This window comes from Bacteroides luhongzhouii (genome assembly GCF_009193295.2).
In the GTDB taxonomy this organism is placed as follows: domain Bacteria; phylum Bacteroidota; class Bacteroidia; order Bacteroidales; family Bacteroidaceae; genus Bacteroides; species Bacteroides luhongzhouii.
The window spans coordinates 3,476,427-3,491,223 of sequence record NZ_CP059973.1; the positions used below are offsets into that span (position 1 = coordinate 3,476,427).

The window sequence follows — 14,797 nt, forward strand, 5'->3', positions numbered from 1 at the left end:
TATTATGGAAGCAGTAATGTGGATATATAGCTTGATGCTACTAACAATCCCTGTGTCAGTGACGGCACAGGGGAGGTTAGCATCCCGTGCAGAAATAGATTCGATAATGAACCCGCCTTTATTAGATGGGAAAGGCGCTTTATGCTTTGAGACGACAACAATTAATATTGGACGTTTGTCTGAAGATGATAAGCCTGTCAGTTACCGTTTTTATTTCCGTAATACAAGTAAAGAAACGATTGTATTGACAAGAGTTTCCACTTCATGTGGATGCACAACGGCTTCATTTACTAAAAAGCCTGTAAAACCGGGAGAAAAAGGAATAATAGAATTGACCTTTAATCCGTTCGAACAGGTTGGAAAATTGAATAAAAGAGCATTTCTTTACACCAATCTTTCAGAAAGATATCCTACAGAGAAAATCACATTGTCTGGGGAGGTAACTCCTACCTCTAATGAGTGGAGGGAATATCCTTATTTAATGGGAAATGTATTGAGATTGAGGCAATCGACTGTTGCTTTTAATGAACTACCACGCAACGCTACCCGTGTTGAGCGTTTAGTTTGTGTTAATAGTAGTCGGACTTCTTTGCACCTTTCAGCTATGATTATTCCTCGATATGCAATGTTTCGTACGGAACCAGAAATAATTGAACCGGGTAAAGAGGCTGATATTGTCATTACAATAGATAGCAGGCTACTACCTCCTGTGGTGAAAAATGAATTTACATTTCCTGTTATTATAAAAGGTATTGATTCTAAACCTTCGGAACGTACTATTTATGTGAAGGTCTCCTTACAAAATGAATGATATAATGAACTAATAAAAAAGAAGAATATGAAAACTCTTTTCAGAATGATGGCGCTTTTTACACTTCTATTTTGCATGTCCTCTTGTGGGGATGATGATGAAATAACTATTGAATCAATGGAAGTGAATTATGCTAATATAGCAGGAACATGGCGTCTTACCGAATGGAATGGTGAGAAAATAGATGAACCACGTTATTCGTATATTACGTTTAGTCGTAAAGCGGAAGATGGAAAACGTGCGTTCATGATGTATACCAATTTAAACAGTGCTGTGTCAGAACGCGTCAGTGGTGCTTTCGATTTAGCTATTAATGATGATTCAAAAGATATTATCAGTGGAACATACGATTATACCTTGAGCACGGATGATGAGTGGGAACATGTATATGTGATTACTGGATTGGATGATAAATCGATGACTTGGATTGCTGAAGATGATGTTGAAGAAGTACGTATCTACACTCGTTGTAGTGAGGTGCCGGCTGATATTGTAGCTGGAACTCGGGCTTTATTTCAATAAGCATCGGATTGTATTATAGAAACTCGGGTGATAAGCTGAATAGAGTTTGTCATCCGATTTTTTTTATGTATATCATTCTAACGATGATTACTTATTTAGATAATTTTTTCTCATAATTTGTTTGTTTATTCTAAAGAACTTCTTATCTTTGCATTGGATTTATAATTGTAATGAATACAACTTTGAAAAAGGAAAGATGATGAAACCATACGATCGATTATTAGAGCATAATATCAAGCCTTCCATGCAACGTATCGCTATCATGGAATATTTGATGGGGCATCCGATTCATCCATCGGCTGATGATATTTACACAGCATTGTCTCCTTCAATGCCGACACTTTCAAAGACAACGGTTTATAATACTTTGAAATTGTTTTCGGAACAGGGAGCAGCGCAAATGCTTACGATTGATGAAAAGAATACAAACTTTGATGCGGATACTTCTGTACATTCCCATTTCCTTTGCAAACGTTGCGGACATATTTATGACTTAAAATGTCCGGAAGCGATTAAACAAGTGGAAAATCTGGAAATGGATGGTCATCAGGTATCGGAAGTTCATTATTATTATAAAGGTATTTGCAAGAATTGCTTAAGTAAAGATAAAGAGACACGTATTGACTAATTAATTTAAAATTGAGAAGAAAATGAAGAAATTTAGATGTACTGTATGCGGTTACGTCCATGAAGGTGACGCAGCTCCTGAGAAATGTCCATTGTGTAAAGCTCCTGCCAGCAAATTCGTAGAAGTTGTTGAAGTAGAAGGTGGCGCATTGTCTTTTGCTGACGAACACGTTATCGGTGTTGCAAAAGGTTGTGACGAAGAAATGATTAAGGACCTGAACAATCACTTCATGGGAGAATGTACTGAAGTTGGTATGTATTTGGCCATGAGCCGTCAGGCAGACCGCGAAGGTTATCCTGAAGTAGCTGAAGCGTTCAAACGTTACGCTTGGGAAGAAGCTGAACATGCAGCTAAGTTTGCAGAACTGTTGGGTGACTGCGTATGGGATACTAAAACTAACCTGCAGAAACGTAAAGACGCTGAACAAGGTGCATGCGAAGACAAAAAACGTATCGCAACCCGTGCTAAAGCTTTGAACTTGGATGCTATCCATGACACTGTACACGAAATGTGCAAAGACGAAGCTCGTCACGGTAAAGGTTTTGAAGGATTATACAACCGTTATTTCGGTGATAAGAAATAATTAAGCCTAATAAACTCTTAAAAGGTCTGTATTCCGCAACGAGTACAGACCTTTTTTATTTATATTTGTCTACCAATTTTTAAATACCACAGTTATGAGAAAAGTACAACTATTGTTAGTTTGTTTAATGCTTTCAGCGGCTGCCTTTGCTGCTGATAAGGTGATTAAATTGCCGAAGCCTAATTTAAACCGCACTGGTGCGGTGATGAAGGCGTTGTCTGAACGACATTCAACTCGTGAATATGCTTCGAAAGCATTGAGCCTGGCTGATCTGTCTGATTTGTTGTGGGCAGCTAATGGAATAAACCGTAAGGAATCCGGAATGAGAACCGCTCCGTCAGCGTTGAATAAACAGGATGTGGATGTATATGTGGTAATGCCTGAAGGTAGTTATCTGTATGATGCGAAAAATCATCAGTTGACACTGATAGCTGTGGGAGATCATCGTGGTGCAGTGGCTGGTGGTCAGGCATTTGTGAAAACAGCTCCGGTATCATTGGTTTTAATTAGTGATCTTTCACGGTTTGGCGATGCCAAAAGTGTACGCAGTCAGTTGATGGGGGCTATGGATGCCGGTATTGTTTCCCAAAATATTTCAATCTTTTGTTCTGCTGCTAACTTGGCAACAGTACCACGTGCTTCGATGGACAGTGAGCTGCTAAAGAAAGTTTTGAAATTAAAAGATAGTCAGATGCTAATGATGAATCATCCTGTAGGACACTTCAAATAAGGATTCGCAGGAAGACTTATAGCCTATAAAAAAGAGTGACGCTATCTCTATCGGATACCGTCACTCTTTGCTTGTTATAGTGTCACTATCCTGAGTGGATACCGTCACTATATTTTCTTCATTATTTCAAGAGAAATTCATCAATCGCTTTCTTGTAAGTTGCTTTATCAGCAGCTCCACGGAAAAGCTGTGGATCCCCTTTCATCGGAATGAACACAAACAATGGAATACTTGTAGCATTAAACAAAGCGGCCAGTTCTTTTTGTTTATCCACGTTAACTTTGTAGATGACAATTTTCCCTGCATATTCCTTTGCCAGTTCTTTCATGATAGGAGCTGTTTGGCGACAAGGTCCGCACCAATCTGCATATAAGTCGATGATGGCGGGCTTGTCGCCTTTGTATTTCCACTCCTTTGATTTCTCATAATCGAAGACGTCTTTCAGAAACATATCTTTATCCATTACGACGACTTCACCGTTACCTGTTACCTCTTTTTTACCTTGATTGGATTCCCCGCTGTCATTGAAAGCGTATATAATCACGCTTACCATGACAAGGGCTACCATTACTAATACTTTCTTCATTCGTTATCTTTTTAACTATAATGCTTTTCAATAACCCCTTGCAGTTCGCTGCTATGGATTACGCCGGAATGTCTCCAGACGGCTTCTCCGTTTTTAAATAATATAAAGGTCGGCACAGCCTGTATGCGATATTTAGTAGCCAGGTCTTCATGCTGGTCAACATCTATCTTTGCAATACGTGCTTTATCACCTACAATTAATTTTAGTTCTTCTAAAACCGGTTTCATTGCTTTACATGGTCCGCACCATTCTGCAAAGAAATCAACCAAAACTGGTACCGGTGACTGTATTAAATCTTCAAACTTTTCCATAATCTTTCCTTTCTTAGAGTTAAATGGCAGTCATTGGAGACTGCAAATATAAATCCTATTTTATTATAATAACGAAAAAAAGTCGTTTTTGTTCATAGAATAGTCATTGTAGAGTCATCATCTTGTAATGTAAAAGAGGGAACTTTGCGTATCGAAAAATAATAGAACTATGAAATTCTTATTTATTGTTCAAGGTGAGGGGAGAGGGCACTTTACACAGGCGATCACCCTCGAAGAAGCTGGCTTTGTCTTTCCGGGAGATGGAGCAGGATGACAGCAATCAGATAGTAACTGTCCCTCCTTTGATTCGTCAGGAAGTGACAGCTATCCGGCCGGAAGAGGGGAATTATATTCACGGATATATGGTCAATTCTGGGTTTGCTGATAGTGTGGAGCACTTTCATGAAATGCATCCAGAAGTCCCTCTAACGTTTTTCTGGGATAAATCGGATACCGAGGAGGTGATACGGGTGGACGAAACATTGAGTTTCCATCAAATAGATGATGTGAAGTTCCTTAATGCTATGGCAGGTTGCAGAGCTTATGCCAGTACGGCTGGTTTCGAGTCCATTTGTGAAGCAATGTATCTTGGAAAACCAGTGTTGATGGTCCCGGCACATATTGAACGAATCTCCGGAAGAAGCAATTCAGAATTTACAGAATATAATGAATGAAATGATTGATGAGATGTATATGGTGGAAGAATTTATATAAAGGAAAATTTTTTCTGAATTCATTTACAATGAGACGATTTACAATGTATAATTGGATTCAAACGTACATTGTAAATCGTCTAATCGTAAATCAAAAAAGGTTCTTTATTCAACGATGCTAAGTTCATCAATAATATGAGATGCTCCCGCATATTTGTCGATAATAAATAAAGTATAGCGGATGTCGACGCAGGCAGCTCGTTGTGAGGAAGGACGGAAAGCGATGTCTCCTGTCAAACCTTCAAAATTGCGGTCGAAAGCAGTTCCTACCAGCTGGCCTTTACCATTAAATACCGGGCTACCGGAGTTTCCTCCTGTATTGTCGGTGTTTACAATAAAGCAGACGGGCATTTCACCGTTTTTGCCATAACGACCATAATCTTGGGATTTATACAGTTCTTTCAATTTTTGAGGTACTACAAACTCCCAATTACCCTGATCTTCTTTTTCCATTACACCTTTGAGGGTGGTATGAGCATCATACACAACACCGTCAGCCGGTTCATAAGAAAGTACCTGACCGTAGGTCAACCGTAAAGTTGAATTGGCATCCGGGTAAATAGGTGTACCTTTTTCCTGTCTCATATCCATCATGCCTTTCACCCATACTTTATGAGCAGCGTCATAATTCTGATTGGCTTCTTTCATGGCAATGGCTGTTTTCAGGATCCCGTCGGTAATAGAATATTTGAATAATACCATCCAGTCATATCCTATTTTATACAAACTTGGTTTCTTGATAAACTTCTCAAAGTTTTTAGGATTGCCAAAAATAGAATGTTCGAAGCAAGCATCGACGAAGGCATCGATACTTCCCTTGAAACGGGAATTGATGATTTCGAAGATATTGATTCGTTGTTCCTCCGGAATATAGTTGGCATAAGTTTTCAGCATCTCTTTGGCAACCATCCGTTCTACTTCGGGGAAGGGGACAGAAGCAAAATACTTATCAGCTTCTTGCTTCAATTTTAGCTTCGCCTCTTTTATTTGCTCTTTATCTTTTGATTTCAGAGCGGCAACCAATTCCATCGTGGAAGGGATGCGCATAAAATCAAGGGCAGTGACCAATGCTTCATTGATAGCCTGCTGATGATAGATCGCGTCACGACGATGAGCCACAATAGAACGAATCTCATCAAAAGCTTTCTGATATGAATCATCTCCTTTTTCACGACCGCGGGCTAATAATTCCTCTTGTTGCGCACGTTTGGTATCCAGTACGTTGAGACGCACCAGTCCTTCATTCATACCGATGGCATTCTTCCAGTAGTTGGCTGATGAAGCATATTTGCTTGCATAATGAATGCGTACGGCAGGATCTTTTAGCATTTGCTCCATGAGCACTTTCTGACGGGCTCCACGTACATGCTGGCGCATAAAGTTGGTCGTTTGCATCCGCTCTTCCACTTCGTCGGAAATCATATATCGCCAGTTACGTCCCGGAAATCCCATGACAAAGGTAAAATCTCCTTCCTGAACTCCGGCAAGGCTGATTTTCAGATGTTTCTTTACCTGCAAAGGAACGTTGTCTTTTGAATATTCTGCTGGTTTTCCGTTTTTGTCCGCATAAATACGGAAAAGGGAAAAGTCACCTGTATGACGAGGCCACATCCAGTTGTCGGTATCTGCGCCGAACTTACCGATGGAAGAAGGAGGAGCACCCACCATACGAATATCACTGTACACCGTTTTGATGAACATATAATATTTGTTCCCTCCATAAAAAGCCTTGAGTTCCAGTTTTGTTGCAGGAGTTATTTCTATGTTCTCTGCTTTGGCGAAACGTTCTGCCACGGTGCTCAGATAACTTGGTGACAGGTAATTGACACCTTCCGGGTCCGGATCTTTTTTCAGTTGCTCGTTGACGTAATCGGTCACATCCAGAATCCGGTCGATAAATGTGACGGTCAATCCCGGAGTAGGAAGTTCCGCGTCACGGTTCATAGCCCAGAAACCATCTGTCAGGTAGTCATGTTCTACATTACTGTGTTGCTGGATAGCTCCATAACCACAGTGGTGATTCGTCAGTACCAGTCCTTCGGAAGAGATAATTTCTCCCGTACATCCTCCTCCAAAGTGTACCACAGCATCTTTCAAAGAAAGACCGTTCGCGTCATATACTTCTTCGATTGGAATTTCAAGACCGAGTTCGCGCATGGCAACTGCATTCTGTGTTTTCAGATCGGTTAGCATCCACATGCCTTCATCGGCGTGGATGCTAAAAGTTGCCAGTGAAAATAGGACAAATAGGATTTGTTTTCTCATTTATTCTACGATTGTCATTTCATTAATCAGGTGTCCGCAGTTTCCTAACTTCTCCAGAATGAACAGGACATAACGGATATCCAGGTTGATGCAGCGTTGCAGGTTGTTGTCGAAGTTGATGTCACCGCTCAATGATTCCCAGTTGCCATCAAAAGCACAGCCGATCAGTTCTCCGTTTTCATTCAGTACCGGGCTGCCGGAGTTACCACCGGTGATGTCGTTGGTAGACAGGAAGCAGACAGGCATATCACCATTCGGTAAAGCATAACGGCCATAATCTTTCTTCTCAATCAGTTCTTTCAGTTTGGCAGGAACAACGAATTCGCGATCTTCCGGATTTTCTTTTTCAAGAATTCCTTTAGTGGTGGTATAATAGTTGTAGTGTACGCCGTCTTTTGGATCATAAGGTTTCACGTTACCATAAGTCAGACGAATGGTAAAGTTTGCGTCCGGGTAAGAAGGTACAGGCAATTTCATTTCGCCCAGACCACGGATATAAGTTTTGTGCAGTAAAGCCAGTTCCTGATCCATCTCCTTGAGCTGGGAAGTCAGTTTATCCATCAAGTCATATTTAGACTGGCAGTATTGTAATGCAAGATCGTTGTCGATTGCTTTCACTGACGGTTTCTTCGTAAACTTCTCGAAGTTTGCGCGGTTGGCAAAAATAGAGTTGTCGTACATATCATCAATAAACTTGTTGTAGTCGCCCTTATACTTCTGCTCAATCACCTTGTAGATAGACGGACGCTGGTTAGCCGGAATCATTTCCGCATATAACGGGAACAATGCTTTAGCAACCTTTCGGTCTACTTCATGGTCATAATCTTTGTTGTGGATACTTTCGTAAGTACTTTCCAGTGCTTTCATACGTGCTTCGATCACAGAGTCGTTCTTTTCGAGCAATGCTTCACGTGTTTTAGATAACATGACATTACCAAATTCGATAGCTCCGAAGAAAGTCTCTCTCAAACAAGTATATTGATAATTGAGAGGAGTAGTTTTAGCTACCAGGTCATCGATGTTTTTCACAACTGCCCCATATTCGGCATTGTTTTGTGCCTTTGCAAATTCTGCGAATTTAGCTTCCTGCGCAGCTTTCGTTCCCAACACATCATTATCGATGATGGCTTTATTCATACCGATGGAGTTCTTCCAATAATTGCTGGAACCCGCATACTTGTTAGCATACTGAATACGGATTTTGTCACTGGCATTCATCACTTCCTTCAGGACAGCCAAACGTGCGCCACGAATACGGATACGCGGGTCGTTTTCCGATTCCATACGTTCTTTCACCTCTGATACAGTCAGGTAACGGCTCGTGCTTCCGGGGAATCCCATAATCATTGCGTAATCTCCTTCTTTCAACCCTTTGATAGAGATAGACAAATGTTTCTTTGTTTTCAAGGGAACATTGTTTTCACTGTATTCTGCCGGTTCACCGTTCGCGTCAGCATAGATACGGAACATGGAGAAGTCGCCGGTATGACGCGGCCACATCCAGTTGTCTGTCTCGCCGCCAAACTTACCGATAGAAGAGGGGGGAGCAGCTACCATACGTACATCCGGATATATTTTCTTATAGAAAAGATAGAATTTATTTCCGGCATAGAACGGAAGAGCCTGCGGAACAATTCCTTTTTTGTCTGCCAGGTCACTTTTAAAATAAAGATCATGAGCCAGTTTTTGAAGGAATATATTGCTGAATGATTCAGATTCAGTGATTTCCTTTGCCGCAATCTTGGCATTAACAATATCCGTAATATCCTCGATACGTTCGATAAATGTAAATTTCAGTCCCGGAGTAGGGAGCTCTTTATCTCTGGAAGTAGCCCAGAAACCATCTGTCAAATAGTCGTGCTCAACACTACTATGTTGCTGGATGGAAGCGTAGCCACAGTGGTGATTGGTCAGAATCAAACCTTCGGGCGAGATAATTTCTCCGGTACATCCACCTCCGAATATACCTACGGCATCTTTGAGAGAAACGCCGTTTGGATTATATAAGTCCTGTGCTTCCAGTTTTAATCCCTGTTTTTTCATCATGTCTATGGAGTGTTGCTGTTGCATCAGTTGCAATAGCCACATACCCTCATCCGCTCTAACGGAAAATACAAAAAGCGCAGCCAGCGCTAATAGATAAAATCTTAGTTTGTTCATTATTTAATGATAAAATTTAGAATGTATGATTTGTTAGTATTCAATTTTTAAATCTCCGTTTCTCAGTGCTTCCATGATATTAGCAGGCGGACGTTGATTCATTAGTTCGTTTTTCATAAAGTCCATGTAAGGAGCTACGTGTTTAAAGAACTGATAATAACCTTTGCATAAGTAGTTCAATCCCGGTTCACCTTCTGCCGTTTGGCTGAAACGATTTTTCGGGCATTCCCCGTTGCAGGCAAACAGGAACTCACACTCCTTACATTGAGTAGGGAGAGACTGGTATTTCATGTTCCCGAAGTTGTGCTGACGCTCGCTATGCATCATTTCCACCAGTGTCTTACTGTAAATGTTACCTAACTTATATTCGGGAAATACAAAGTGGTCGCAAGAATAAACGTCTCCGTTGAATTCCATTACACCGGCATGTCCGCAAGTCTTTGCCATCGTGCATATACCGGGTTGTTCACCCATCCAGTTGGCTAGGGTAGAATCGAATATCTGCACATAGTACTTGCCTACATCTTCTTTCACCCATTCATCGAAAAGAGTACAGAGGAAGTTCCCCCATTGTTCCGGAGTGATTGAAAAGTCAGCCAGTGTTCCGGCTTTATTTTCGGCAAGAGAAGCGAGATGACGTCCGTCTTCATGCGAAAGAATACGTTCAACGATGGGAGCGAACTGGATATACTGGCAACCGATTTCTTTGAAGAAACGATAAAATTCCAACGGATATTCTGCATTAAAGTCATTAATAACTGCCATTGCATTCCATTCCACTCCGTGTTTTTTCAGAAGGTTGATGCCTTGCATTACTTTCACAAAAGAAGGTTTTCCCAATTTGTTTTTGCGATACTCGTCATGAAACTCCTGGGGGCCATCGATAGAGACACCTACCAGCCAATTGTTTTCACGGAAGAACTCGCACCATTCGTCAGTGAGCATGGTTCCGTTGGTCTGGATGCAATTGTCAATCGTGCGTCCGCGGGCGTATTTCTTTTGTAGTTCCATTGCCTTTTTATAGAAGGAGAGCGGTCGCATCAGCGTTTCTCCTCCGTGCCAGGTGAAAAGTACCTGTGGCATGGTTTGTGAGTTAATGTACTCGTCGATAAACTTTTCCAGAAGTTCATCGCTCATTACGTGTTTCGGATTGTCTTTGTATAGGTTGGCCTTTTCCAAATAATAGCAATAATCGCATGCTAGATTACATACGGCACCTACAGGCTTTACCATTACATAAAGCGGTTTTGCAAAAGGGGCAAATGTTGATGTTTTCATGGCTGCAAAATTAGATAAACTAAATGAAAAAAATAGCCTTACACCTATGTTTATAAGGATTATTAAAGAAAAGAGTCTTACAAGATTTAAATATTGATAAAATGTTTCTTTGAATTCTGAATCAGTTGTACCTTTGTGCACAGAATTTAATGAATAAATGAACGTGAATAAAATTTTGCCTTTTTTGCTTTTGCTTCCGTTTCTGGCTTCCTGTACTAGTAAGTACAAGATTGAAGGAACATCTTCAGTGAATAGCCTGGATGGAAAGATGTTGTATCTTAAATCCCTGCGTGACGGTGAGTGGGTGAAGCTGGATTCTGCTGAAGTAGTGCATGGTCTGTTTTCAATGAAAGGAAAAATAGATTCCGTACAGATGGTGACACTTTATATGGATGAAGAAAGCATTATGCCGATTGTCCTGGAAAGTGGAAAAATAACAGTTACTATCAGCAATACGGACCTGAAGGCAGTGGGAACCTCTTTAAATAATGCGTTGTACGAGTTTATCAGCAAAAGAAACCAATTGGAGGAAAGTATAGGCGAACTGGAGCAGAAAGAAACCCGTATGGTACTGGATGGAGGGGATCTGGATGAGATTCACAGTCAGCTGGTGGTAGAAGGAGATTCACTGATGAAAGCGATGAATCAGTATGTGAAAACGTTCATTTCCGACAATTACGAAAATGTGTTGGGGCCCAGTGTATTTATGATGCTTTGCAGCTCTTTGCCCTATCCCATTATGACTCCGCAGATTGATGATATTATGAAGGATGCTCCTTACTCTTTCAAAGATAATAAGCTGGTCAGAGAGTTTCTGTCTAAGGCAAAAGAAAACATGAAGTTGATAGAAGAACATCAACGATTGGAACAAAATGCTTCAACAAATAAGTAATACTTGAGTTTTTTGTGTATTTTTGCATAAAACTCAAGTAAAATGAAAACGACTACTGTTTCGGTATACGCCGCTTTCTTTTTTATTTTAGTCTTATCGGTTTCTTGTCATAGAGATTCGGAGGCCTCCGATGCGGCATTCCAGAAGATCGAGATGTGCATGGAATCTCTTCCGGATACGGCTCTGTATCTGTTAAAGTCAATCCCTCATCCTGAAAAACTACGTGGAAAGTCGCAGGCAGATTACGCGCTTTTATTGACGCAGGCGATGGATCAGAACTATGTGAAGTTCACTTCTGATTCGTTGATTGCACTGTCACTGAATTATTACACTGTAAAGCGTGGTGACTCCGCCATGCGTGCTAAAGCGCAGTATTATTATGGAAGAGTGATGCGTGAACTGGGCAAAGATGAAGAGGCTTTGTCATTCCTGTATTCGGCAAAGGAAATGTTCGAGAAGATTCAATGTTGCAAGATGTTCGCCATGGCTACTGATGAGATAGGGATGGTGAATCGGAAAAAGAAATTATATCAGGAGTCGTTGAAGAATTTTCAGGAGTCATACGCTATCTATAAAGAGTTGAAAGATTCTTCAGGTATTGTTAGAGCCGGGCAAAATATAGGCCGGGCTTATTTGTTTCAGAATAACTGGGATAGTTGCTATTTTTATTATAATTATGCTTTAGACTTGGCCCGGAAAAAACAGTATCTGTCTGAAGTTTCCATTTTACATGAGTTGGGTATACTGTATCGTTCTATGGGCGAGCTGAAGAAGTCAGAGTGCTATTTTCTTGCTGCTTATGAAAAAGAAACGGATGAAGAAAGGAAATATGTAGAGTGTATGTCTCTGGGATATTTGTATATACAAATGGGGGATGTGGAGAATGCCAGGAAATACTTTAAGATGAGTATAAATTCCTCTAAAGAGTATACCCGTATTGACGCATACAACAATTTATACTTTCTGGAAAAAGATATTGATAATTTTGAAGAAGCAATTACCTATCATGAAAAAGCAGATTCTATTGTCAGCGTATTGGATGAAGTTGATTCTCTAGAGTTGATAACAGAACTGCAAAAACAGTATGAGAACGAGAAACTCCGGAGTGATAATTTGCAAATGAAAATGCACCGTACGGTTTTTCTGTTTTGCGGTACGATTGTTTTCCTGATTGTAGCTTTCTATATGTGTTATTACTACTACAAAAATAAAAATCATAGAAAGAAGATTGCAGAGATCGAATCCCAAATTAGAGATAACGAAGAGGAGATAAAGCGATACCAGCAGGAGATGGAAGAAATCCAGGAGTTAAAAGACCAAGTGCTGGAAGAGAACCGCATACTCGAAGAAAATCGAATGAAGGTAGGCGAATTGAATGGAAAGATTGTGCTTTTGAGTATGCAGAACAAAACCTTGTCGGGATTGTTGAAAGAATTAGGAGGAGAGTTAACAGTCGGACCGTCTTCCGAACAGTACATATCTGCTTTTCGATTACTGCTTGCTATCAAAGAGGGAACATTGAGAGGCAAATTGTCTAATGGAGAGCGCTATAAATTGTTTAGCCTGTTTGATTTACTCTATGCTAATTATGTTACCCGATTGCTTGACAAAGCTCCTTTATTGACTAAACATGACCTTGAAATCTGTTGTTTCCTTAAATTCGGACTGACCAATGAAGAGTTGGCTCGTATTTTCCAGACCTCTTCCGACTCGGTAACTAAGGCAAAAGGAAGGCTGAAAGGCCGGTTAGGCATTTCTTCACAAGAAGATTTAAATGCGTTTTTAAGGGATTTTTGATAAATAAAAAATGAATTGTCCGGGTCAGTACTAGAATTTAAATTTGTATTTTATTGATTTTTAAAGTCTTATGGGAAATCCGACGCGCTGATTTTGTCCGGGTGACTTTTTTTGTGTTTTCAGATTCATGCCGTACTTTTGACCTAACAAAAACCAAGTAGCTATATGAAAAATCCTAATGAATTATCTACTACCTCTTCATGGAGAGGTAACGAATTGCAGTTGATAGAACAAAAAGCCAATATTGTTGTCGGAATAGCAAATTCTAATACAAGGTTAAGAATAGGAGTTCTATTAAGTAAATTTTCAGAGTATCAGGTGGATTATCTATCCTCCGAGAGTGAAACAGGTAAACTGATTGAAGAAGCCGATTTAATTATTGGCGCGGGAATTACCGCCTATGAAGGGGTATTACGCCGAAAACCGGTGATTGTAGTGGGTGATTATGGCCTTGGAGGCTTGGTCACTCCGGATACATTCCGCAAACATTATAATAATCGGTTTAGGGGAAAGATTAATGGTATAAAAAATGAATCTTTCTCATTAGAGAATTTAGAAAAAGAAATTCATAAAGGTTTTAATTTGACTTTTCAAGAATTGCAAATGATGTCAAACCAAACCATCACCTTACAAAACATATAAATATCTGAATTTCTTAATTTAATAGTTTGATACATAAAACTGGTTAGGAATGTGGGGGTGCGTGAGTATCCCCACATTCATATTAGATATTATGTACTGACTATCGGTCCTGATCTTCGTTTCTCACCATCCCTTTATGTTGCTCCGGGAGGGCACTTTCAACAGCAGCGTATGCCTCTGCCATGGTTGCCTTGATATTTTCCATGCCTTTTCCTTTGGGAGGAATAGGGTCGTGAATAGTCAGAATCATGCGATGACGATGTATCCATTTGCCTGTACGTGGAAGGATTTCAAATGACCCGTCGATAGTGACAGGTACCACTGCCAACTGTAAATCATCCGCCAATTGAAAAGCTCCTTTTTTAAAATATCCCATATGTCCGGTAAAAGTGCGTGCGCCTTCGGGAAATACCACAAGAGAAACTCCGTCTTTCAACGAGTCTTTTGCCTGCCGGATGGTTTCCAAAACCTTTTTCGGGCCGGACCGGTCTACAAAGATATGTCCTGCGCTTTCACAGGCTTTTCCGACGAATGGCAGTTTACGCAGGCTTTTTTTCATCATCCACTTAAAATTTCTTCCAATGAAGCCGTAGATAAGGAAAATATCGAATGAACCCTGATGATTAGGTACGAAAATATAGGAAGTTTTGTCATGCAGCTTTTCACGTCCTTCAATCTTCACGGGAATCAACAGAAACAAACAAATTAATTGTGACCATATTTTCCCCGGATAATATCCCCAGAAGTGGGCTCCTCCCAAGAGAGAACCTACAATAGTGACGATTGCCGTGAGGATGGTCAGCACTAATAAAATAGGTAAAGCGATGCAAATCTGATAAATATAATACAGTATCTTCATAGGGTTGGATTTTTATCCTG

Annotated in this window: 14 protein-coding genes and 1 pseudogene; 9 read left to right on the top strand and 6 right to left on the bottom strand. The window is 40.4% G+C overall.

Annotated features, from left to right (window positions below):
* Positions 1-4 precede the first annotated feature (4 nt).
* From GD631_RS12660 to GD631_RS12680, 5 genes are all read left to right on the top strand, one after another.
* Positions 5-811, top strand: a complete 807-nt coding sequence (locus tag GD631_RS12660) for a DUF1573 domain-containing protein (RefSeq protein ID WP_185911459.1) — start codon at positions 5-7, stop codon at positions 809-811.
* A 27-nt stretch (positions 812-838) separates the two neighbouring features.
* Positions 839-1,333 carry a lipocalin-like domain-containing protein gene (locus GD631_RS12665; protein WP_143257325.1) on the top strand — a complete coding sequence of 165 codons (495 nt, stop codon included), beginning with the start codon at positions 839-841 and terminating at the stop codon, positions 1,331-1,333.
* Between the two features lie 199 nt (positions 1,334-1,532).
* On the top strand, positions 1,533-1,961 hold the full coding sequence (locus GD631_RS12670) for a Fur family transcriptional regulator (RefSeq protein ID WP_143257622.1): 429 nt from the start codon (positions 1,533-1,535) through the stop codon (positions 1,959-1,961).
* A 22-nt stretch (positions 1,962-1,983) separates the two neighbouring features.
* Positions 1,984-2,544, top strand: a complete 561-nt coding sequence (locus GD631_RS12675) for an NADH peroxidase (RefSeq protein WP_004297333.1) — start codon at positions 1,984-1,986, stop codon at positions 2,542-2,544.
* A gap of 94 nt (positions 2,545-2,638) precedes the next feature.
* Positions 2,639-3,274, top strand: a complete 636-nt coding sequence (locus GD631_RS12680; protein WP_185911460.1) for a SagB/ThcOx family dehydrogenase — start codon at positions 2,639-2,641, stop codon at positions 3,272-3,274.
* A gap of 121 nt (positions 3,275-3,395) precedes the next feature.
* On the opposite strand, the gene GD631_RS12685 is transcribed toward GD631_RS12680, so the two are convergent.
* Together GD631_RS12685 and trxA are read right to left on the bottom strand one after the other, a co-directional pair.
* Positions 3,396-3,860 carry a thioredoxin family protein gene (locus GD631_RS12685; RefSeq protein WP_143257326.1) on the bottom strand — a complete coding sequence of 155 codons (465 nt, stop codon included), beginning with the start codon at positions 3,858-3,860 and terminating at the stop codon, positions 3,396-3,398.
* A gap of 11 nt (positions 3,861-3,871) precedes the next feature.
* Positions 3,872-4,171, bottom strand: coding sequence for a thioredoxin (gene trxA / locus GD631_RS12690; protein WP_004315954.1), 300 nt, complete (start codon positions 4,169-4,171; stop codon positions 3,872-3,874).
* A gap of 230 nt (positions 4,172-4,401) precedes the next feature.
* Here trxA and GD631_RS12695 point away from each other — a divergent pair.
* Positions 4,402-4,800 (top strand): annotated as a pseudogene (locus tag GD631_RS12695) (glycosyltransferase family protein); the annotation flags it as partial.
* Positions 4,801-4,989: 189 nt separating this feature from the next.
* Here GD631_RS12695 and GD631_RS12700 read toward each other — a convergent pair.
* The 3 genes from GD631_RS12700 to GD631_RS12710 are packed head-to-tail and all read right to left on the bottom strand — an operon-like array spanning position 4,990 to position 10,587.
* Positions 4,990-7,149, bottom strand: coding sequence for a S46 family peptidase (locus GD631_RS12700; RefSeq protein WP_143257327.1), 2,160 nt, complete (start codon positions 7,147-7,149; stop codon positions 4,990-4,992).
* Entirely contained in the window at positions 7,150-9,309 is a 2,160-nt protein-coding gene (locus GD631_RS12705) for a S46 family peptidase (RefSeq protein WP_185911461.1), read from the bottom strand. It abuts the gene before it with no gap.
* A gap of 33 nt (positions 9,310-9,342) precedes the next feature.
* On the bottom strand, positions 9,343-10,587 hold the full coding sequence (locus tag GD631_RS12710) for an anaerobic sulfatase-maturation protein (RefSeq protein ID WP_143257328.1): 1,245 nt from the start codon (positions 10,585-10,587) through the stop codon (positions 9,343-9,345).
* Between the two features lie 157 nt (positions 10,588-10,744).
* Between GD631_RS12710 and GD631_RS12715 the strand changes: the two genes are divergently transcribed.
* The 3 genes from GD631_RS12715 (at position 10,745) to GD631_RS12725 (ending at position 13,918) form a co-directional block, all read left to right on the top strand.
* A complete protein-coding gene (locus tag GD631_RS12715) occupies positions 10,745-11,479 on the top strand; it encodes a DUF4369 domain-containing protein (protein WP_143257329.1) in 735 nt (244 codons plus the stop codon).
* 42 nt (positions 11,480-11,521) lie between these two features.
* Complete coding sequence (locus GD631_RS12720) at positions 11,522-13,276, top strand: hypothetical protein (RefSeq protein WP_143257330.1); 1,755 nt, start codon at positions 11,522-11,524, stop codon at positions 13,274-13,276.
* A gap of 165 nt (positions 13,277-13,441) precedes the next feature.
* Positions 13,442-13,918 (top strand): polysaccharide deacetylase, encoded by a 477-nt coding sequence (locus GD631_RS12725; RefSeq protein ID WP_143257331.1) that lies wholly within the window; start codon positions 13,442-13,444, stop codon positions 13,916-13,918.
* 100 nt (positions 13,919-14,018) lie between these two features.
* Here GD631_RS12725 and GD631_RS12730 read toward each other — a convergent pair whose 3' ends face one another.
* Entirely contained in the window at positions 14,019-14,777 is a 759-nt protein-coding gene (locus tag GD631_RS12730) for a lysophospholipid acyltransferase family protein (protein ID WP_143257332.1), read from the bottom strand.
* Positions 14,778-14,797 lie beyond the last annotated feature (20 nt).